At 61.8% G+C, this 20,688-nt stretch carries 19 protein-coding genes and 1 tRNA gene; 6 read left to right on the top strand and 14 right to left on the bottom strand.

The window, feature by feature from the left end; translation table 11 throughout:
* Nucleotides 1–101 precede the first annotated feature (101 nt).
* From F8O05_RS07695 to F8O05_RS07685, 3 genes are all read left to right on the top strand, one after another.
* Nucleotides 102–800 carry a response regulator transcription factor gene (locus F8O05_RS07695; protein WP_158052169.1) on the top strand — a complete coding sequence of 233 codons (699 nt, stop codon included), beginning with the start codon at nucleotides 102–104 and terminating at the stop codon, nucleotides 798–800.
* 6 nt (nucleotides 801–806) lie between these two features.
* The gene (locus F8O05_RS07690) at nucleotides 807–2,648 is read left to right on the top strand and encodes a sensor histidine kinase (protein ID WP_158052168.1); all 1,842 of its coding nucleotides are present in this window, start codon (nucleotides 807–809) and stop codon (nucleotides 2,646–2,648) included.
* Nucleotides 2,649–2,936: 288 nt separating this feature from the next.
* On the top strand, nucleotides 2,937–3,227 hold the full coding sequence (locus tag F8O05_RS07685; protein ID WP_158052167.1) for a WXG100 family type VII secretion target: 291 nt from the start codon (nucleotides 2,937–2,939) through the stop codon (nucleotides 3,225–3,227).
* 166 nt (nucleotides 3,228–3,393) lie between these two features.
* Here the strand turns inward: F8O05_RS07685 and groL are convergent, their stop codons facing one another.
* The 4 genes from groL to F8O05_RS07660 form a co-directional block, all read right to left on the bottom strand.
* Complete coding sequence (gene groL, locus F8O05_RS07675; RefSeq protein ID WP_158052166.1) at nucleotides 3,394–5,013, bottom strand: chaperonin GroEL; 1,620 nt, start codon at nucleotides 5,011–5,013, stop codon at nucleotides 3,394–3,396.
* Between the two features lie 171 nt (nucleotides 5,014–5,184).
* Complete coding sequence (locus tag F8O05_RS07670; RefSeq protein WP_158052165.1) at nucleotides 5,185–5,397, bottom strand: cold-shock protein; 213 nt, start codon at nucleotides 5,395–5,397, stop codon at nucleotides 5,185–5,187.
* Between the two features lie 137 nt (nucleotides 5,398–5,534).
* Nucleotides 5,535–6,110, bottom strand: coding sequence for a LytR C-terminal domain-containing protein (locus F8O05_RS07665; RefSeq protein WP_158052164.1), 576 nt, complete (start codon nucleotides 6,108–6,110; stop codon nucleotides 5,535–5,537).
* Nucleotides 6,111–6,157: 47 nt separating this feature from the next.
* Entirely contained in the window at nucleotides 6,158–6,460 is a 303-nt protein-coding gene (locus F8O05_RS07660) for a DUF3263 domain-containing protein (RefSeq protein WP_158052163.1), read from the bottom strand.
* A 136-nt stretch (nucleotides 6,461–6,596) separates the two neighbouring features.
* On the opposite strand from F8O05_RS07660, the gene msrB reads away from it, so the two are divergent.
* Nucleotides 6,597–7,001 carry a peptide-methionine (R)-S-oxide reductase MsrB gene (gene msrB / locus F8O05_RS07655; protein ID WP_158052162.1) on the top strand — a complete coding sequence of 135 codons (405 nt, stop codon included), beginning with the start codon at nucleotides 6,597–6,599 and terminating at the stop codon, nucleotides 6,999–7,001.
* Between the two features lie 10 nt (nucleotides 7,002–7,011).
* Here msrB and F8O05_RS07650 read toward each other — a convergent pair whose 3' ends face one another.
* The 8 genes from F8O05_RS07650 to F8O05_RS07615 form a co-directional block, all read right to left on the bottom strand.
* On the bottom strand, nucleotides 7,012–7,554 hold the full coding sequence (locus tag F8O05_RS07650) for a hypothetical protein (protein WP_158052161.1): 543 nt from the start codon (nucleotides 7,552–7,554) through the stop codon (nucleotides 7,012–7,014).
* 11 nt (nucleotides 7,555–7,565) lie between these two features.
* Entirely contained in the window at nucleotides 7,566–7,907 is a 342-nt protein-coding gene (locus tag F8O05_RS07645) for a cupin domain-containing protein (protein ID WP_158052160.1), read from the bottom strand.
* 210 nt (nucleotides 7,908–8,117) lie between these two features.
* Nucleotides 8,118–9,527 (bottom strand): O-acetylhomoserine aminocarboxypropyltransferase/cysteine synthase family protein, encoded by a 1,410-nt coding sequence (locus tag F8O05_RS07640; RefSeq protein WP_318655812.1) that lies wholly within the window; start codon nucleotides 9,525–9,527, stop codon nucleotides 8,118–8,120.
* Nucleotides 9,528–9,606: 79 nt separating this feature from the next.
* Nucleotides 9,607–11,235, bottom strand: coding sequence for an ABC transporter permease (locus tag F8O05_RS07635; RefSeq protein WP_158052159.1), 1,629 nt, complete (start codon nucleotides 11,233–11,235; stop codon nucleotides 9,607–9,609).
* Nucleotides 11,232–12,146 (bottom strand): ABC transporter ATP-binding protein, encoded by a 915-nt coding sequence (locus F8O05_RS07630; protein WP_158052158.1) that lies wholly within the window; start codon nucleotides 12,144–12,146, stop codon nucleotides 11,232–11,234. Before F8O05_RS07630 ends, F8O05_RS07635 begins: the two co-directional genes overlap by 4 nt.
* 113 nt (nucleotides 12,147–12,259) lie before the next feature.
* Nucleotides 12,260–13,252 (bottom strand): aminotransferase class IV, encoded by a 993-nt coding sequence (locus tag F8O05_RS07625; RefSeq protein ID WP_158052157.1) that lies wholly within the window; start codon nucleotides 13,250–13,252, stop codon nucleotides 12,260–12,262.
* Complete coding sequence (gene pabB, locus F8O05_RS07620; protein WP_158052156.1) at nucleotides 13,215–15,431, bottom strand: aminodeoxychorismate synthase component I; 2,217 nt, start codon at nucleotides 15,429–15,431, stop codon at nucleotides 13,215–13,217. The genes F8O05_RS07625 and pabB overlap by 38 nt, the downstream gene beginning before the upstream one ends.
* A 163-nt stretch (nucleotides 15,432–15,594) precedes the next feature.
* Nucleotides 15,595–15,670, bottom strand: a tRNA-Thr gene (locus F8O05_RS07615).
* Nucleotides 15,671–15,844: 174 nt separating this feature from the next.
* On the opposite strand from F8O05_RS07615, the gene F8O05_RS07610 reads away from it, so the two are divergent.
* The gene (locus F8O05_RS07610) at nucleotides 15,845–16,621 is read left to right on the top strand and encodes a DsbA family protein (RefSeq protein WP_192497082.1); all 777 of its coding nucleotides are present in this window, start codon (nucleotides 15,845–15,847) and stop codon (nucleotides 16,619–16,621) included.
* Nucleotides 16,618–17,361: a hypothetical protein gene (locus F8O05_RS07605; RefSeq protein WP_158052154.1), complete on the top strand. Its 744-nt coding sequence runs from the start codon at nucleotides 16,618–16,620 to the stop codon at nucleotides 17,359–17,361. Before F8O05_RS07610 ends, F8O05_RS07605 begins: the two co-directional genes overlap by 4 nt.
* On the opposite strand, the gene F8O05_RS07600 is transcribed toward F8O05_RS07605, so the two are convergent.
* Both F8O05_RS07600 and F8O05_RS07595 read right to left on the bottom strand, forming a co-directional pair.
* Nucleotides 17,345–18,841 (bottom strand): dynamin family protein, encoded by a 1,497-nt coding sequence (locus F8O05_RS07600; RefSeq protein ID WP_192497081.1) that lies wholly within the window; start codon nucleotides 18,839–18,841, stop codon nucleotides 17,345–17,347. The two genes, F8O05_RS07605 and F8O05_RS07600, sit on opposite strands and share 17 nt — an antisense overlap.
* On the bottom strand, nucleotides 18,834–20,681 hold the full coding sequence (locus F8O05_RS07595) for a dynamin family protein (protein WP_158052152.1): 1,848 nt from the start codon (nucleotides 20,679–20,681) through the stop codon (nucleotides 18,834–18,836). Before F8O05_RS07595 ends, F8O05_RS07600 begins: the two co-directional genes overlap by 8 nt.
* Nucleotides 20,682–20,688 lie beyond the last annotated feature (7 nt).

Below are 20,688 nucleotides of genomic sequence, written 5' to 3'. Positions count from 1 at the left end.
TATGAATCGGCTATCTCGGAGCTATGAATTTACCGTCTCATCAGGGAACCTGGGAATGATCACCAGCATGCCTTCAGCCAGAAGCGGCAATACTTGTCTGTATGACTGACGGACCCAAGATCCTTGTTGTTGACGACGAGCCAAATATTCGCGAACTGCTTTCGACGAGCCTCCGCTTTGCCGGGTTCATGGTTCGCACCGTCGGCAACGGCGCTGGAGCCATTGCCGCAGTGATCGACGAGGAGCCCGACCTGATCGTGCTCGATGTGATGCTCCCCGACATGTCCGGTTTTGGTGTGACCAAGCGGCTGCGCGCCTCCGGCTATGTTTCTCCGATCCTTTTCCTCACCGCGAAGGATTCCACTGACGACAAGATCGAGGGCCTGAATTCCGGTGGCGATGACTATGTCACCAAGCCCTTCTCCCTCGATGAGATTGTCGCGCGCATTAAGGCGATCCTGCGCCGCACGATGCAGACTGAAGAGGAAGCGGTGATCCGCGCGGGCGAGCTGACCATGGATCAGGACACCCACGAGGTGTTCATTAACGACGAACCGATCGACCTCAGCCCGACTGAATTCAAGCTGCTGCGCTACCTCATGCTGAACCCCAACCGGGTGCTCTCGAAGGCGCAGATCCTCGACCACGTTTGGGAATACGATTTCAACGGAGACGCGGGAATCGTCGAGTCCTATATTTCCTACTTGCGCCGCAAGTTGGATGCGCACACGAGCGAGTCGCTCATCCAAACGAAACGAGGCTTCGGGTACATGCTCAAGGTTCCCGGCGCAAAGGTCTAATTGCCTGTGGCCAAGCGCTTCCCGCGCTGGGACCAATTTTCCCTTCGCAATCAGCTCACCATCGTCAACGTGGTGCTGCTTGCCTTCTCACTCATCGTGGCGGGCACCGGCACCACGTTGCTGTTGCGCCCAACCCTGGTCGGTCAACTCGATGCGAACCTGCGCTCAATCGCCGCCGACCCCTCACTGGTCGTAGGCAGCGAAGCGAATACGGGCCAGTTCACCTTTGAGCACATCCGTACTGCCCCGCAGCCGTATTACGTGGCCATTGTTGACGATGACGGGCGCCTGCTCGTCGATAACTGGACGGGTAGGCCCCGATCGCTGGCTCCGGACACCACCGATATCGCCGTGGGTGTGCCCGGGGATCCGGATGGTCCCTCCTATCTCATCTCGGAGATACGGGATGGCCTAGGTGCGCCCTGGCGGGTGGTCACCGTCCGCGAGGACCAGTACCAGGCGGATCAGGTCTACGGCACCTTGGTCGTGGCGATGCCCCTGTCGAGCGTGAACGCGACCATGGCGAGCTTCCTGGCGATCTTCTTTGGTTTCGGTCTGTCGGTGCTTATTTTCGCGGCCGCGCTGACGCGCCTGCTCGTTTCGGCCACGCTGCAACCGCTGCGCAAGGTGGAGTCCACCGCGATGGCCTTCGCGGCCGGTGACTACGATCAGCGACTGCCTGAGTCCACGCCAAATACTGAAGTCGGGCGGCTCTCCCGAGCGCTCAACTCAATGCTCGGTCGAATCGACTCGGCACTGATCGAACGAGATCGCACTATCTCTCAGATGCGCCGCTTCGTCGGAGACGCCTCCCACGAGCTTCGCACGCCCCTGGTTACCGTCCGCGGCTATGCCGAGCTCTACCGGATGGGGGCGCTCGATAACGAGGAAAAGGTCGACGGTGCGATGGACCGTATTGAGGGCGAGGCCAAGCGCATGGGGGGCCTCGTGGAGGACCTGCTGCAGCTTGCGCGCCTCGACGAGGACCGTGAAATGCCGAAGGACGTCATCGACCTTGAGCCGCTGGCCGAGGACGCTGCCATGGATACCACCGCGCAGGCGCCGGGCCGCACCGTCAGCGTCATGCCCGTGATCGTGGTGCTGCCCGGTGACGGCAAATACGACCCTGCAGAGAGTGCGTTCGGTCGGCCCGGCTCCCCTGGTCCGAAAACCACGAACACGCTGCTTGACGCGACCGCCCTCTCCGGACAATCGCTTGAAGACAACGGTTCGGCGAGTGATGACTCGGCAACCGGCGAACGTACTTCGCGTCGCCGTCGCCTCGCCCAGGCACTGAAGTTGCCACGCATCCGTCGGAATAATCAATCGGAAGCAGCTACCGAAACCGACACCGTCGCGGCAACCACCGAGTTTGCCCCGGAACCGCAGCTCGTTGCCCCAGTGGAAATGGCCGCTGATCCCTACGAGGATGACGGCGACGAGGGCGATATCCCCGCGATGATCTACGGCAACAGCGACAAGGTGCGCCAGGCGATTCAGAATATCGTCGGCAACGCGCTGCGCTATACCCCCGAAGGCAGCCCCCTCGAGTTGGGCGTCGTCGTGGATGTGCCGCGCAAGCTCGCGATTATCGAGGTGATCGACCACGGCGATGGCGTGACAGAAGAGGAGCGACAGAAGATCTTCCAGCGCTTCTGGCGCGCCGACACTTCCCGAGCCCGTGACACGGGCGGCACCGGGCTTGGCCTGGCAATCGTATCCGCCATCATGCAGGCGCACGAAGGCACCGTGGATGTCGTGGACACTCCCGGTGGCGGCGCGACCTTCCGCCTGAAGTTCCCGCTGCTAACCGCGCCACCGGTTGACGAGCAGCTAACGAATCACTAGGCAACGCCGCACTGCAGGGCCCCATCATTGCGATGGGGCCCTTTTGCGCGCTGCGTCTTCAGGCTCGGCAGGGCAGACTCGGCAGGGCAGGCTCAGCAGGTCAGACTCGGCAGGCCAGGCTCGGCAGGTCAGGCCCGGCGAGTCAGGCCTGGCATGCATCTTGGCTGTGGATACCCACTTACCCACAGCCCGAGGGCCTTGTCATGCCCGCGAGTGGATGCTCGCCCTACGGTGATCTCATCGCCCGCGTGAGGTGCGCAGGCGAGGAGCAACCCAAAGGAGCAAGCGATGGCAAAGTTCACCGTAGATTCAGATCTGATGTCCTCGACCATGTCGACCGCATACACCGAGATCGACGCCGTACAAACCCACTCGGCACAGTTGACCACCACGCTCAATACGCTCGAATCGAGCTGGCAGGGACAGGGTTCACTTGCCTTCCTCAATGCGGTCGAGCAGTGGCGTGGCGTGCAGACTCAAGTGGAAGAGGCGATCCAGCAGATCAACACCGCGCTCGGTGCGGCCGCCGAGCACTATGGCACCACGGAAGGTGACGTTATCCGCCTCTTTGCGGTTTAGGCGGCGGCTGGGTCGCCGGTACATCACCCGGCAGTGCAGCGTCCGGCAGTGCGTCGCCCGGCAGTGCGTCGCCCGGCAGTGCATCACCCAAGAATGCCTCTCCCGGAAATGCACCAGCGGGCGGTGCCCAAAGGGTACCGCCCGCTGTGTGAACCGTGAATGAGACTTAGAAGTCCATGCCGCCGGTGGGGTCACCAGCCGGTGCTGCACCAGCCGGAACCGGCTTGTCAGCAACAACAGCTTCGGTGGTCAGGAAGAGACCTGCAATCGAAGCCGCGTTCTGCAGCGCCGAGCGGGTTACCTTGACCGGGTCGAGGATGCCCGTAGCAACCATGTCAACGTACTCACCGGTTGCGGCGTTCAGGCCGTGACCAGCCTCGAGGTTGCGAACGCGCTCTGCAACGACGCCAGCCTCGAGGCCTGCGTTGAGTGCGATCTGCTTGAGCGGAGCGTCGAGCGCCCACTTCACGATCTTCGCACCGGTTGCTTCGTCGCCCTGGAGGTCGAGGCCGTCAACTGCAGCGCCCGACTGTGCGAGTGCCACGCCACCACCGGCGACGATGCCCTCTTCAACAGCAGCCTTCGCGTTGCGGACAGCGTCCTCGATGCGGTGCTTGCGCTCCTTGAGCTCAACCTCAGTTGCGGCACCAGCCTTGATGACTGCGACGCCACCGGCGAGCTTGGCGAGGCGCTCCTGGAGCTTCTCGCGGTCGTAGTCCGAGTCGGTGTTGGCGATTTCCGACTTGATCTGAGCAACGCGGCCCTCGATCTGCTCGGCAGCGCCAGCGCCCTCGATGATGGTGGTCTCGTCCTTGGTGATGACGACCTTGCGTGCGCGGCCGAGCATCTCCAGGTCGGTGTTCTCGAGCTTGAGGCCAACCTCTTCCGAGATGACCTGGCCACCGGTGAGGATCGCGATGTCCTGGAGCATGGCCTTGCGGCGGTCACCGAAGCCAGGAGCCTTGACGGCTGCCGACTTAAAGATGCCGCGGATCTTGTTCACGACTAGGGTAGCGAGTGCTTCGCCGTCGACGTCCTCAGCGATGATGAGCAGCTGCTTACCAGCCTGCATGACCTTGTCGACGACCGGGAGGAGGTCCTTGACGTTCGAGATCTTGCTGTTCGCGATGAGGATGTAGGGGTCTTCGAAAACGGCTTCCTGGCGGTCAGCGTCGGTTACGAAGTACTGCGAGAGGTAGCCCTTGTCGAAGCGCATACCCTCGGTGAGCTCGAGCGTGGTGCCGAAGGTGTTCGACTCCTCGACGGTGACCACACCTTCCTTGCCGACCTTGTCGATTGCTTCGGCGATGATCTCACCGATCTGCGGGTCAGCTGCCGAGATCGAAGCGGTAGCAGCGATGTGCTCCTTCGTCTCAACTTCCTGCGAGCCGTTGAGCAGCGATTCCACAACTGCGTCAACAGCCTTGTCGATACCGCGGCGGACCGAGATCGGGTCTGCGCCAGCAGCAACGTTGCGGAGGCCTTCCTTCACGAGCGCCTGAGCGAGAACCGTAGCCGTGGTCGTACCGTCACCGGCGACGTCGTCGGTCTTCTTCGCTACTTCCTTGACGAGCTCGGCACCGATCTTCTCGTACGGGTCCTCGAGCTCGATCTCCTTCGCAATCGAGACACCATCGTTCGTGATGGTGGGGGCGCCCCACTTCTTCTCGAGTACGACGTTGCGGCCGCGCGGGCCGAGCGTAACCTTCACGGTGTCCGCGAGCGTGTTCAGACCACGCTCAAGACCGCGGCGGGCCTCTTCATCAAAGGCGATCATCTTCGACATAAATACTTCGTCCTTTCAGGACGTCCATTGGCGGTTCAACAAATTAGCACTCAGCTAATTCGAGTGCTAAAGACCATGTTGGCACTCTGACCCTGAGAGTGCAAGCAGGCGTCTCTCGGTCCGCTTTGGGCGAACTCACTCACTGTCACCGGCTCGCTGCCATTGCCTCGGCTAGCGAGCTTCCAGCATCCGGACCTGCTCGGCTTGCGGCCCTTTCTCGCCCGCAACGATCTCAAATTCCACGGGCTGCCCTTCGACAAGCGTCCGGAAACCCTTCATCTCGATCGAGCGGTAGTGCACGAACACATCACCGCCACCCTCATCGACGGTGATAAAGCCGAAACCCTTTTCGGCATTGAACCACTTCACGATCCCAGTGCTCATAGCGATCGCCTTCCCGGCACCTGCGCGCCCTCGTATATCAGCACGGGGCAAGCTACTGGCTGAGGGAAACGCCTCGGTGCCGATACCGGGCATGAGTGCAAACGGCAGCTGAACGGGTGGCAAACCGCCAGCCGGACTCAGCCGTTTACGAGTGATGCGGCGTCGGCGCCCGCAATCACCACAATCTCCCCGGCGTTCGCAATCTGCGGGTCGACCTGCGCTTCACCAAAACCAAGCGTCTCAACAACACCCAACGCCGCACCGAGATCCGCTTCGCTGCCGACGGCGACGATCGTGGTCGAGTAGTCAGCAGAATCCGCATCGCTCACGGTAACCACATTCCACGAATCACCAGTCAGCAGATCCGAAGTCGCACCCGCGAGGCCACCGACGCCCGCGCCATTGAGCACGGTCACCGAGATATTGGGGTCTTGCGTCGCTTCCGGTTCGGTGGGGGTGGGCGTGGTTTCGGGTTCCTCCGTTGCCGCGGGGGTGGTTTCGGTTGTGGCCTCGTCTCCCGCCTGCGAAGTGAACTGCACCTGCCGGTCGATCATCCACATCACACCGACACCAATGCCGACCAAGAGGACGAAGGAGGCCAGTGCAATCAGCCAGGACGCCAGTTTCGAACCCCGCCCACGCGGCGCACGGTGCGCCCCGCGCCGTTTCAGGCTGGCGGGGAAATCGTCGAAACGATCTTTGGGGTACTTCACGTGGTGGGTCTTTCCTGGTGCGGTGGGATCGAGCGGACTGAGAAAGTCTATGCCGACCGGTAGCGTCGGGCACGTTTTCGGTCACGAATTCGCTGCAACCGTTTCACGAGGAGCGGGTTTTCGCGAAGCGCGACCGGTGATTCCATGAGCGTACCGAGTATTTGATAGTAACGAGTTGAGGAATAGCCAAAATCGGTGCGAATCGCGTCCTCTTTCGCCCGGGAGTGCTTCGGATGCGCATCCTCGAAATCGAGGATTTGTCGCTCGAGGTCAGTCAGATCGCGGGGCTGCGAGGGTTTCGCCTGGTCAGCAGGCTGCGCTGTCTCAGCAGGCTGCGCTGTCTTCCCCATCGGCTCCCCTTTCCGCGATCCACAACCGAATTGTCTCCGAACTTCGTGGAGACGCTCTAGTGAGGATAGGCCGGACCCGCTGAGCCTTTGCAACTGACGCGCGTACACTGATGGATCGCGAGAGGAGTTCCCCCAAATGACTTATGAAATCGAGCGCACCACCGAGCAGTGGCGAGAGATTCTCAACCCGCAGGAATTCCAGGTGCTTCGCGAGGCCGCGACCGAACGCCCCTGGACCGGGCCGCTACTGGATGAGGCACGCCCAGGCGTGTACTCCTGCCGCGCTTGCGGCAACGAGCTTTTCAAAGCCGAGACCAAATTTGATGCGGGCTGCGGTTGGCCCAGCTTCTGGGAGCCACTGCGCCAGGAAGCGGTCAAGCACGTGGAGGACAACTCCCTCGGAATGCGTCGAGTCGAAGTTCTCTGCGCCAAATGCGGCTCTCATCTCGGGCACGTGTTCCCCGACGGCTTCGGCACCCCCACAGGTGACCGCTATTGCATGAACTCAGTAAGCATGGAGTTCACGCCCAGCGCGCAGTAGCGGTCGAGCGTTATTCGCGCCACTTCCGAATCGTGATGCTGTCACTAATCAACCACAGTTCTCCCTGCGTCACCAACCCCCGAAAATAGGCCTGCTGCAGCACCGAGACACTGTTGGGGCGCTGCCGCAGATCAATCTCATCGTGGGCCGCCGTACCGGGCCTGGTGCCATTAGAAATCGGTGCGTCATATTCGCGGTTCGACAGCAGCGTGATCATGTCTTCTTGGCCAATTACCCCGGCTGCGCGAGCTTCGGTGATCGCCAGTGCACTCGGCATCCTGCCGGTGGCGCGCTTGAGAATCCGAACCACGCGCACATACGACAGCCCGAGGGTTTCGGTGACGGTTTCGATGGGGATGCGATGCTCCACCATGAGGTGTGCGACTGCTCGTTCGGCGTGTGGCACGTTGCGCGGGCGACGCTCCCAAATCCCCCGCATCTTCGACAGCGCGAGCTGCTGGTCACGGACGACCCGATCGTAGTTGTGCTGAACCGTAGGCTGTGCATCGGCACCTCGCCGGCGGTACCCCTGTGGCTCTGACACGACTCTCATCGCCCCTCACCTCATGAAAATGAATCTCGTCCGACGCCGGTCACTGTGGTCAGCAGAAACGCGGCATCTTCCAAGGCGGTGACCTCGTGGCGCTCGTGCGAAAGCAACCACAGCTCCCCGGCACGAATGTCACGCTGGATGCCCTGTCCCGTCGCCACGCGGATTCGACCAACTAAGACCTGGATGCTGCCAGCCGGTGGCGAATTATGTTCCGGCAACACGGAGTGCTCGGTCAAGGCAATGAGTGACTGACGCAGCTCACCGTCGTGCAGCACGAGTTCTGCACTTCGACCGCGTTCGCCCTCGCGAGCGGCCAGCAAATGCTCGTACGCCAGCGCGTTGAGATCAGTCATTGATCTGCCTCCCCGGGCGGATGCGAACACGGCCGCACCCGGATGTTCCCAATGAGCCCAGGGTAACCCGCAAGTGATTAATCCGAGCAGCTCTGTGCGTTTTCAACAAACGTTCTCGGCATGGGCTCAGCTACGCTGTGCGTCCTGCCCGAAGCATCCCGCGCGAAGCCACCTGTCCAAGGCACCGCCCTGGCCGCAATTACTCGGCGACTACGGGCCGAATTGACGGACCACCGCAGCGAGGGCCTGCTCGAGGTCCGCAATGAGGTCGGCAACCGATTCAATACCAATCGACAGCCGGATAAGCCCGTCGTGAATGCCGAGTCGCTCGCGATGCTCCGCGCTGAAACCGTTGTGCGTTGAGGTGCGCGGGTTGATCGCGAGCGATCGCACATCACCGATATTGGTCATCCGCGAGAACACCCGCAGGTTGTCGATAAAGGTACGGGCACCTTCGAGCCCGCCCTTGACCGTCACCCCGAAGACCGAACCGGTGCGGCCGCCGTAGAGCCGTTGCGCGAGTTCGCTATCGATACCGTGCGGAAGCCCCGCATAGTCGACCGACTCCACGCCGGGCTTGCCCACCAGCCACTTCGCAATCGCAACCGAATTATCGACGTGTCGCTCCATGCGCAGCGAGAGTGTCTCCATCCCCTGCTGCAGCAGAAAAGCGTTGAAGGCCGAGATTGACGGGCCGATGTCGTTGACGGCAGTCTGGCGAAGGTAATTGGCAAACGCGCGGTCATTGCCGAAGCGCTCCAAGAACGAGGGACTCGCAGCCGACTGGCGTTCGGTCAGCAGCGAATAGCGGTCCCCGGTCGAGGTCCAGTCAAAACGGCCGCCGTCGACGATGAGCCCGGCGAGGCCCGCGCCCTGGCCCGCAAGAAACTTCGTGGCCGAGTGCACCACAATATCGGCGCCGTGCTCGATGGGGCGGATCAAATACGGTGTCGCAACTGTGTTGTCGACAACGAAAGGAATGCCGTGCCGATGGGCAATTTTCGCGATTGCCGCCACATCGGTGATGTCGTTTTTCGGGTTCGGGATGGTCTCGGTGAAGATCATCTTCGTCTCGGGGCGAATGAGTGCTTCCCACTCCTGCTCATTGCGCCAGTCCCAGACGTAGTCGACGCTCACCCCGAGACGCTTCATCGCCCGGTTGAAAATGGTCTGCGTACCGCTGTAGATACTCGCGGTGGAGATAAAGTGGTCGCCCGCTTCGAGCAGACCGAAGAGCACCGAGCTGATCGCCGCGGTGCCGGAGGCCACCGCTACCGCCCCGGTACCACCTTCGAGTGAGGCAATCTTCTGCTCGGCGACCTCGGCGGTGGGGTTGAGGTGTCGCGAATATAGCTGGCCTTCATCTTCGAGGCTGAAGCGATCCCAGGTGTGCTGAAAAGAATCGAACCGGAAGGCGTTACTAATGTGGATCGGCACCACTCGATCACCGAAGTCATTGCGGGGCTGCTCCCCCGCGTGCACCTGGCGGGTCTCGAACCCGTAGCCGTCCCAGTCATAGTTGGGCTCAACGATCCGCACGTCTTGTTCGATATCGTCTCGCTCGAAATCACGCTGCTCGATATCGCCTTCAACGATCACGACCTCGGTCGGTTCGGTCACGGTGCCCTCCACATGCGTCAATACCAATTGCACCAATCTGTCATGGACTGAACCCGCACGCGAAACCTATGTCGCTTCATTACGCGCCGATGTCCCGTCGACGCAATCCCCCGAAGCCGAGCAACACAAATAGCAACATCAGCGCCGTCAATATGACAGGCGGCAGCGGAGCCACCGATTCAACGGGATAGTTCGGTACGTGCGTGAGCGGCGAAATATCCATCGCCCAGTCCGGTAGTCGCAAAAGCTGTCCGAGAAAGAGCACCACAGCCACCCAAATCACCAGCAGCCACGCCAAGATACTCGCCCGCGGCAGCAGCCCATAGAGCGCGGCCGCGAGGGATGCAATGGCCAGGATCGCGGGCAGGTACAGCATCGTCGCAATCGCCAGTTCGCCGACGCGCTCGGGTTCACCGCTGCCGATTCCCACGCCCACCGCCACACTCACGCCAACGAGCATCGTCGCGACCACCGTGTGCACCGCGACCACGCCGAGCCAACCCGCCAGGAAGCCGCTGCGCGAACGACCCGCGACCAACAGCTCCTCGAGCCTGCCCGCATCCTCTTCCGCGCGCAGGCGCAGTACCGCAGCCACCGCGAGAATGATCGGCGCGAGCATGACGTAGGAAAGGATGACCCCCGCGAACTCTCCCGTGAGGTCACTTCCTTCAATCGAAATCCAGTCTTTCAGTGCCGGGTTCTCGGCGAGAAAATCGTCCAGATTTGTGGCCAGCGAGCCCATCGCGACACCAAAAAACATGGTCCCCAGCGTTGTCACGATGGCGTTCGTGCGCAGCAGTCGATCGGCGAGTCCCCACGGTGCCATCAACCAAGCGGATGCGGTGAGTCGCCCCGATCGGGAAGCCACGAATCCCGCACCGAGGTCACGGCGGCGCGCCAGCAGATATGCGATCCCCAGTGCCACCAGCACGAGCGCGACGGCGGCAAGCAGCGGCCACCACCGCAGGTCCACAAACACTCGGGTCTGCTGTGCCCAGGCGAGCGGTGAAAACCAGGACAGCCACGAGCCCTGGCTCTCGAGAACATCACCGGCCCCACGTACGAGGAAGGCCGCGGCAAGGGCTCCGGAAGAGACCCCGACCACCGTGCGTGCGTGTTCCGAGAGCTGTGCGACCAGCAGGGTAATACTCGCAAACACCATGCCGATAAGCGCAGTTCCAAGCCCGAAGGCTACCGAATCCAGCACGGCCATCTCCGCGGCAATGAGCCCAGCCGCGGTCCCCACACCGATGAGGAGATTGGCCAGCGCCACCGCCAGCAGCGCGGCCGCGGCGGATGCAAAACGGCCCACCGGGAGCGCCTGCAGCAGTTCCAGCCGGCCCGCTTCTTCCTCTCCGCGGGTGTGCCGTGCCGTCAAGAGAATGGACATGATGGCCACGGTGATGAGTACGTACAGGTAGTGCTCGTTGGCGACCATGGCACCGAAGGTGTAGTGCTCGAGGGAGAACGCGGGCCCGGTCATCAGCACAGTCGCGGGGTTTCCTAGCAGTGCCGCTCGAGCTTGCAAGGATTCAGCCGTTGGATACGCCTCGTCGAGCGAGAGCACCGAGGCCCAGACACCGAGGGCGATGGCGAATACCCACACGGGGATGCGGATCCGATCCAGTCGCAAGCGAAACCGCAGCAGTGCGCCGAGCCCGGTGAATGGCCCGCCGGCAACCTCCGTGGTCTTCGCCGCGTGGCTCATTCGCTATTCGCCTCGCTCGCAATGCGATCGCCATAGTGACGCAGGAAGAGGTCTTCGAGTGAAGGCGGAGTAATGGTGACATTCTCGATACCGCCCTCGGCGAGCACCCCCAGCAGCGCCGCCAGGTGTCCCCCGTCAATATCAAATTGCACCTGACCCGACTGTGCCTTGAGATCATGTACCCCGGCGAGCTTCGCGAATGCATCCGCAGGCCTGGATGTGTGCACCCGCACCGTGGCGCGCGTAAGATGCCGCAGCTGCGCGAGCGTGCCCGTTTCAACAGCCTTGCCGGCACGAATGATGGTCACCGAATCGCAGAGCTTCTCCACCTCCGCGAGAATGTGGCTCGAGAGTAGGATCGTGTGTCCCGCATCCCGGAGCGCTCGAGCCTCTTCGGTGAAGACCGCTTCCATAAGCGGGTCGAGGCCCGAGGTTGGTTCGTCGAATACGAAGAGTTCCGCATCCGCCGCGAGCGCGGCGATCAGCGCAACCTTCTGCCGGTTCCCTTTCGAATAGGTCCGCGCCTTTTTCTTCGGGTCCAGTTCAAAACGCTCGATGAGCTCACTCAACCGGCGCTGTCGATGCCGATTGCCGCGCATCCGCAGCAGCAAATCAATCGCTTCGCCACCGGTGAGGTTCGGCCACAGACTCGTATCCCCCGGAACGTATGCCACCCGACTGTGGATCCCCACAGCATCCCGCCAGGCATCCTGCCCGAGGACGCGACAATCGCCGGAAGTTGCCCGCAGCATCCCCAGCATGATCCGGATCGCGGTAGATTTTCCCGCGCCGTTGGGGCCCAGGAAGCCGGTGATCTGCCCGGTAGGGGCCGTCAGATTGAAATCGTCGAGGGCACGCAAGCGACCGAAGGTCTTCACGAGCTTTCGCGCCTCGATGGCAAGTTCGGTCACGCTGGCCTCCGATCACTCACGCCACTGTTCCGAGGCTAGCGAGGAAAGATCAAGGGCAGACGTGAAGCTCCAGCGTGCTGAGGCGAGTCGCGCCGAGGTTAGTCGAGCCGGGGTTAGTCGTGCAGGGCCGGATGCGTGCGGTGCCGGTCTTGCAGGCTCGTGACGGTTGCGTCGATGGGCTGCAGAGTGGTCCACCACCAGTCGCGCCATTCGGCTTCCTGAGGATGCTCGGGGATGGCGATCGGGCCATCGGCAGTGTGGATTTCAAGCACCGGGCTCACCCCGTGCACGGCATTCACGAACCACAGCGGGCCCCGGCCAAGTTCCTCCGGTCGCACCGCGCGGAAGCTCACTGGAATCTCCAGTTCGAGCGCCCGATCATAGACCTGCCGCTGCGTCACACTTGCCAGTTGCCGGTCGAAGCGATTGGACAACACGATCTGCCGATCAAGCCAGTGCACGAGTGCTCCGGTGGATGCCTCGAGCACCACCCCGTCAGCGTCACGCAGAATAATGTCATCGGTGCCGACGGTGGCCTTGGCTGCAGCCAGCCGCGCGATGTCGGGACCTTTAATCTGTGGGCTTTGGCGCGGATCGAGGCCGTCGTACACGGTGAGACTCGTGAATTCGCGCGCGCTTGGGCAAGGGCGAATCGCGAGTACGAGGGGTGGTTCCAGCGCCCCATCGATCAGCGTACCGCTGGGGTTGCCTTTGCCGGTGCTCTTGCCCATGCCCCTGTCCGTGGCCATGTCTGTGCCCGTACCCGTGCCCGTGGCTATGTCTGCGCCTTCACCGGGTGCCGAGCTCGTTTCCACACTGATACGCGGAAAAAGCGATGCGGCGCCTTCCGCCGCGATCAACGCGGCAACGCCCCGCCAGATCGCGGGCCAGTCAAAGCGAGTCTGCGAAACGCGAGCCACCGCATCCTCAAATCGAGCGACGTGATAGTCAAAGGCCGCCGCCCGGGTGGCTTCGCTGCGCCAGGAGTCCGCGACGAGGATTTCCCCGGCAGCGGCGCGTTCAAAGCGGACAAACTGTCCGCCCTGCCAGCGGTACTCAACCGTCATCTCAGCTGCCATCACAGTCGTCGTCTCGGGTGCCTTCATCTCGGGTACCTTTCTCGCCCGCTACCGTGCGGGCAATTGCGGCGATGAGCGCCGCGGCCTTGAGGTCCTTCTCATCGATCTCGGCCTGCGCATCCGAGTCGAGCACGATCGCCCCACCCGCTCCAAGCTGCAGTCGGCGGCCCGACTTCACGATGGTGCGAATCAGGATATTGAGGTCGGCACTACCATCCCGACCGAGGTAACCGAGCGTGCCGGAGTAGATGCCGCGAGGCCCGGCCTCGAGCTGATCAATGATCTCGAGTGTGCGGGCCTTGGGCGCCCCCGTCATCGAACCGCCCGGGAAGGTCGCGCGCAGGAGGTCGATGAGCGTGTGGTCGGCACGCAGCCTGCCACGAATCGTGGATACCAGCTGATGCACTGTGGCGTAGCTTTCGATCTGCATGAGCGCGGGGACCTCGACGCTCCCGGTTTCGCAAACCCGACCGAGGTCATTTCGCAGCAGGTCCACGATCATCAGGTTCTCGGCCCGGGTCTTCGGGTCCGCCTGCAGGTCGAGCGCGATTCGAGCATCCTGGGCGGGATCGGCCGCGCGCGGTGCGGTGCCCTTAATCGGTTTCGATTCGACGGTGCGATCGGGCTGCGCGAGCAAGAACCGTTCTGGCGATGCCGAGAGGATTTCCAGGTCGTCGCCGAAGGTTTCAAACCGGAAATAGGCGGCGTAAGGAGCGGCATTTTGTCGACGCAGCTGCTGGTAGAGTTCGAATCCATCCACTCGAGCATCAGCTTCGAAGGTGTCGGTGAGGCACACTTCATAGGAGTCGCCGCGCAGCAGGGCGGATTTGATCTCGAGAATTCGGGCAGCGTATTCGCGGTCGCTCAGCCGCCAACTGCCGGGAACGCCCGACCGCGCGGGATCAGCAGTCGAGCCTGTCTGGGCGTGGTGGGGACGAACCCGAGCCGAGCTTGCGTCTGCCGCGGCAGCGCGTGTTCCCACACGCACGGCATCTCGAAGTTCCTCCAGTAGCGCTTCGCGGTCTGCGCCGTCCCGCACGATCAAGTGCACTCGCTCGTGGTCATGGTCGATCACCAAGTGCGCCTGCGGGAAGATCCAGTACGCATCGGCTTGCTCCGCGCGGTGCCGGGGTTGGTGCCCTGGCACCGTGAGCGACTTGCACTCGTATCCGAAGTAGCCAAAGTAGCCGTCGCTGAAGGGCACGCGGTCGTCGCCGACTATCGGCTCGCCGCTGCGCGTAACTTCCGCATGGGGCGGAAGGCCGCGCTCGAGGTACTCGAAGATGTCCGCTTCGACGAGTTCGGTTCGGTCCCCGGTCAATACCTCCGTCTGGCCGCCGACCCGGTAGCGGATGGTTTGGGCACCGGAACCTCGGTTCGTGCCGAGCACGCTATACCGACCCGAGTCGCCCACCCGCGAGGCCGAGTCCAGCCAAAATGCGGCGGATGCGCCGGCTTGTAATCGCGTGAACGTCGCTTCGGCGTCGATCGCAAGCTCAAGCGTTTCGATGTGCACCGTGGCGGCATCCTCACCGTGTTGTGACGACAGCAGGTGGGATGCGCGGTCGAGCCGGCTGCCCCACCGTCCTGGCTTTGACTTGGCCTCGGCGGTTCCGGCTCGCGAGTCAAGCGCGAGAAAGTTCCGGATCAGGCTTGCCCCGTGCTCAGTGAGGATCGATTCCGGGTGAAATTGCACTCCCCAGTGGGGGCGTCCGATGACCTCAAGGCCCATCACCACGTCGTCTTCCGAGCGGGCGTGGATGCGTAGGGTCTTCTCGTCGATATCCCGCACGTGCAGCGAGTGGTAGCGCACTGCCGCGAAATCCTGCGGCAAGTTGGCGAACATTCCGTCGCCAGAGTGTGTGACCCGGCTCACGAAGCCGTGGCGCGCCTGCGGGGCCCGATCCACGGTCGCTCCCGCGAGCATCCCGAGCCCCTGATGGCCGAGGCACACCCCGAGCACTGGAATTTCGGTGGCGGCTTCGAGCGCTGCCCGGGATCCGGCGAAGTCTGCGAGCTCCGCGGGAGTACCCGGGCCGGGTGAGATCACCAGGTGACTGAATTCTCCTGCCCGAATCCGCGCCGGGATGCGTTGCGCGAACACCTCCTCGGCGGGCACCACGAGCGGCGCCGAGTCCGCGACGGCGGCAATGAGCTGCGCGAGATTAAACGTGTAGGAGTCGCGGTTGTCGACCAGAAGTATCACGTTGCCCCGCTCTCCACTCCGCTGCCCCGCAAGCACTCGACTGGTTGTCGAGGAATTCGCTGGTGCGGGCCGCGTGACAAATCAAATTCGAGGATAGCGCGAAGCGAGCTCACACTGCTGTCGCGGCGCTCTAGAAGTCGCGGCTGCGGTGGAGAAGTCTAAGTGGAGCCGCCTATCGGGTTCGAACCGATGACCTTCTGTTTACAAGACAGATGCTCTACCAGCTGAGCTAAGGCGGCGCGAGGTCCATCCTAGGGGGAAATGTGCTCGAATCACCAATCCGGGCGACTTCGCGGCCGCGCGGCGAAATCAGCGGTATTGGACCAAAGCGCGCGCGTTTATGTAACCGTGGTTCACTTATGATTCGACCCATTAGGTGTTGCGTTTTCTATGCCACGGCGAGGGAGCTTTTTATGGGTGTTGGTGCAGGTCAGCGGCAAGAGCTCGCCGATTCCATTCGGCAAAAACACCGCAAGGACACCCAACGGCAGCGAATGGTGCTGTCCATTTTTGTCACCATCGGCGTGCTCATGAGCGCGGCGTCGCTGATCTGGATTCAATTGCGGGCCAATCCCAGCGACGCCACCGTCGCCAGCCCGCAAAACGCCACCGAAGACTACGGCTTCGCGATCACACCCGATCTGGTCTCAGACTCGGTGAATGCGGATGCAAACCCCACAGAAATCAAAATTTACGAGGACTTCCTCTGCCCCACCTGCAGTGTGTTCCACGAAGAATCAGGCGATTTCCTCAATGAGCAACTCGCTGCCGGAAACATCAGCCTCACCTATCACCCGATCGCCTTCCTCGTGAATGCATCCACTGACGAGTACAGCCAAAGGGCATCCAATGCCGCGGTTTGTGTGGCCGATCAAGCCGGGGTACTCGCCTACGCCAGCATGCATTCGCTGCTCATGGAAAACCAGCCCGCGCAGGGCGGTGAAGGCCTCAGCGATCAGGAACTTATTACGTTTGCCGAACAGGCGGGTGCTGGCGATATTAGCGAGTGTGTTGCGAACCGTACCTTTGGCCCGTGGCTGGAAGAGGCCCTCAAAGAGGCGAAGCGCGTTGATGTATCGGCAACACCGACAATCAGAATCGACGGCGTTAACGTCGTCAAGACTATCGACGGCAAAGAATCCATCCCCGGTCCCGCCGAACTGGAATACGTCCTCAAGGAAAACCAATGACTGAGACAGGCAATATTCCCAGTTGGGATGCACAACGCGAGGCAGCACCCGAACGCCCGAGTATTCCCACGGGCCTCATCAAAGAACAGCGCATTGACCGCCCGCAGCGAGTAATGGTCGCGTACTATCTGGCGCTCTTTGGGACGTTGTGCTTCCTGGGGGTCCTCCTCATCGCCATCCTGCACATTGATCAGATTCGCGAAAGCTTCATTGCGGTCCTCAATGACAACCTCGAAGAGGACTACGCCCAAGAGGACAAAGAAAAGGCCGTCTACATCATGCTCGGCATCATGGGCATCCTCGCGTTAATGGTGACGTTGGGGCTGCTGATGGCTGCGACTTCGGTCAAGGCGAGCAAGAATTCTGCCGGCCGGATCATTATGTTCATCTTGCTTGCGCTATTCATCCCAGCCGCTTTCCTCGTCGCCTCCCTGCGCGAGGAGAACGCGCTGGAACTGGTGCTCGGGGCGCTTGCCGCCCTCGCGTTCTTGGCAGCGGCAGTCCTCTACCAAGGCACGGCAGTGACGACGTGGTTGCGACAGAGCGATAAGGCTCCGGCAACGCCCATCACGGCGTTCCATGACACCTCCGGGCGTCCCATTGAGGAACTCACCAAACTGCGAACTGGTCGGGCTGAGTCCAAAGAAGCTGTATCCGAAGAAGCTCAGGCCGACCAGATCGATCTCGAGAACCTCAAGGTTCCCGAAGACGGTTTCGAGGACACTACCCGCGAGGCATAACCGCCACCTGCTGCTCATTGTTGAGCGCAACGATAATATTTTCGCAGCTGCGCTCGGCTACCCGACAGGCCAGCAGGGTCGGTCGGTCGAGCAGTGGGTTATCCAGCAGCCCCCGCCAGCGCTGCAAGTGCTCCACGGCACTGGCAAGCATGATCTCGTTATCCTGCGGTTCTTCGAACCCGAGCCGCGTCGCGGTATCCGCACCGTGACCCCCGATGAGTCGTTCCAGCTCATTCACCAAAGAGGCACCCAGCTTAACCTGCTGACCGGCAATACGCCCCAGCAACTGCATCTCCGTGAACGTGTGCGTGCGCGACATGTGTTCATCCGCCCGCACGAGCAGTTCTTCGGAGCCGGGCACGGGCTTCTGACGCAGGAGCCGGTGCAGGGCATGAACGATTGAATGCGCCTTCAACTCGGACTGCCGCTGAGTGAAGTGCACGTCGATAACCCGTCGAAGTTCATCCAGCCCGCTGCGTCGCAGTAGCTCTGCCGCGAGGTCACTGGCGTCATTGATGCCGCCGCGGATCACCGCAATGGCAATGCGAATACCGTACATGCCGAACCGGTCGACAAGTTCTACGCGGGTGCGCTCTGATGGCAGGGAGTCGCCCTTCGCCGTAATGAACAGCTCTGCGCTCACCAAGAGACGATTCGTGTCCTCGGGCGCAAGCGCCGCCAACTGCCGCAAGACGGCGTAGTCGGCCTGCCGGAGGGTCATCGCGCCCATCCCCATGAGACCCGCGAGCGGCACGATCGTTTCGCAGACCCCCTGCAAATCAGGATGCTTCCGCAATCGCTCGACAGCCTGATTGATCGACACCATTGCCGTGAGCCGTCCTGAACCGAGTTCATCCGCACGTGAGAGCACCGCGATGGAGCCGATGGCGGCATTGCCATGGCGAGTGCGCGCATCCAAGGCCTGTAAATAGCGGATGTCGGATTCGTGGAGCGAGCGCAAGAGGTACACGACCGCATCCGCCCCCGAAGCCCCCTGCTCAGGGAGCAGGAAGCGGTTGGTTTCGTTGGAGACGTCTTGGGAGATCGAAGCAATGCCGGGAGTATCGATCAGCGTGATGCCTTGGATGCCCGGGGCTGGCCAGGTGACATCGAGTCGGTCGTAGTCCTGCAGAGCCAAGTCGTTGAGGTCGAGTTCGTGGCGGTCGCGATCCCGCCTGGCCGGCAATGGCACCGATTTGCCATTCGCCAGGCGTGCCCGCACCGTGGGGGTTTTCCCGTAGTGATACCACGTGACCACGCGAGTGGATTCTCGAGAATCAGTCGGCGCGAGCCGCTCACCGAGCAGCCCGTTCAAGAGCGTTGACTTGCCCGCCTTCACCGATCCCACCAGCGCGACCCGAAGCGGCTGATCGAGCCGGTCATTGAGTTCGTTGAGGATGGTCAGTGCTGCCGCGTCGCCTTGATAGCGTTCGCGCGCTGCGGCGATCAGCTCCCGGGCCGATTCCAGAGAATCACTCATTGCCACTCCAATCTCCATTGATTTCCACCTCGGTTGCCTCGATGGCCTGCCTGCACAGTGCCCGAATCTCTTGTAATTCGGTCGCGGCCTGCACTGTGCGCCGATTACGTTCAGACTGCGGTACGTTCGCCTGCTTCTTCGCCATCTTGACCGATTCACCAAGTGAAAGTTTGAGGTCCTCTGCAGCAGACGAGAAATGATCACGCAAGACCCGGCGAATGCGGCTGATTCGGTCGCGCGCTTCCTTGCTGACCTGGAAGATCGACTCATCAACCAGCTTTCGAACCGCCATTTTCGCTTCATTGCGACGCTGTTCCAGACGTGAGTTTGCCTCTTGCCGGTACGCGAACCCGCCCATAATCAAACCGGCGGCGATCGAGATCGGGTTGACCAGCGCCATCCCCGCCAGTGTGGTCATGAGGCCAAACATCAGCACCCCACCGTAGGAACCCTTCATCCCGATCATGAGCTTTTGGCCGATCGAGAGGTGACCGCTCGACACGGATTCGAGTCCGCCGATGGAGCTAATCAACTGCCCGGTGTCGGCTACGGCAAGGTCCGGCACAGCGGTGCGTCCGTCGGTGGAGAAATGCTGTGCCACCACTTCCGCGAGGTGGACGCTGCGCTGATGCGCCCACACGAAGTTGTCTGAGATTGCGAGGGTGACGGATTCTGCCAACCACGAGCCAATTTCTTCCCAGGACTTGCCGGGGTCGCTCGCGTCGATAAGCTGTTCCGCCTCCCGTCCCACCGCACGCAGTCGGTCTCGGAGGTCATATTCGATATCGGAGAGCAAGTCGGCCGAGCCGTCGGAAAGTGTTTGCTGCCACCGGGCAGAGCGGTCCATGAGGCTTTGTGCGGATTCCTCGGCCTTTTGCAAGTTCTGCACAATTGCTTTGCCATCGCCCGGGTCCTTGAGTGCCAGGAGTTCGGCTTCGATCACCATCGCGAGATGCTCACCGATGGTGCCAATGTCCTTGGCAATGCTGCGGTGGCGGTCAGCGAGTACTTTTTTCCGGACATCCGTGCGCAGGTGCTCTGCGAGGTCGTCGATGCGCGCAACCTTTCGCAGCTCCGGATCGGCATCGCGGTCGGCCAGGCTGTGCAGCAATGAGGATGTCGGCAGCAGCGGAATGTCGATATCGGCTTTGGCGATGTGCTCGGTATTTGCTTCCAGGATGTCGCGCCACTGGTGTTGCAGGTCGGTCTTACTCATAACGCCGACCACGTGCGGACACAGCGCTACCGCTTGCTTGAGAAAAGCGAGTTCCGGCTCGGTAAGCTCCTGCGTTGCGTCAGTCACCATGATGGCCGCATCCACTTGCGGGAGCAGCGTGACGTTTCGAGCGGCATGCACTCGGATACCGTCCACTCCCGGCGTATCGATGAAGACGAGACCTTCGGAGAGGATCTGTCGCGGCAGGGTGATTTCCGCCCGCACGTTACCGAGCAGCCCTGACTCCCCCGCGAGTTCCGTGACATGCTCGCGGAGCTTTGCGGGATTTATCTTCGTGCGAATGGTGCGTTTGTCTTCCGCCATCTCGGTCACGAGTGTGGCGGTCGGTTGTTCACCCCACCGCACCATTGTCGGCACCGAGGTTGCCAGGACGTCATCGACCGGGCATACGGGTGCCGAAACGAGCGCATTGACCAGAGCGCTCTTGCCCTGTTTGATCTGCCCCACCACCACAATCTCGGTGGTAGTGTCAGCAAGTTCACGATCAACTTCGTGAAATTTTTCCGTGAGATCGGCCCTGCCGCTTCGCTGCGCAATCTCCCGCAACTGCGTAGCGATTGACTGCAATTGATCTGCAGTGGCGCGGACTTGCGATAACAACATTCAAACT

It is taken from the genome of Gulosibacter chungangensis, from assembly GCF_008831155.1.
GTDB classification, from domain to species: domain Bacteria; phylum Actinomycetota; class Actinomycetes; order Actinomycetales; family Microbacteriaceae; genus Gulosibacter; species Gulosibacter chungangensis.
This window is presented reverse-complemented; position numbering and strand designations above follow the sequence as displayed.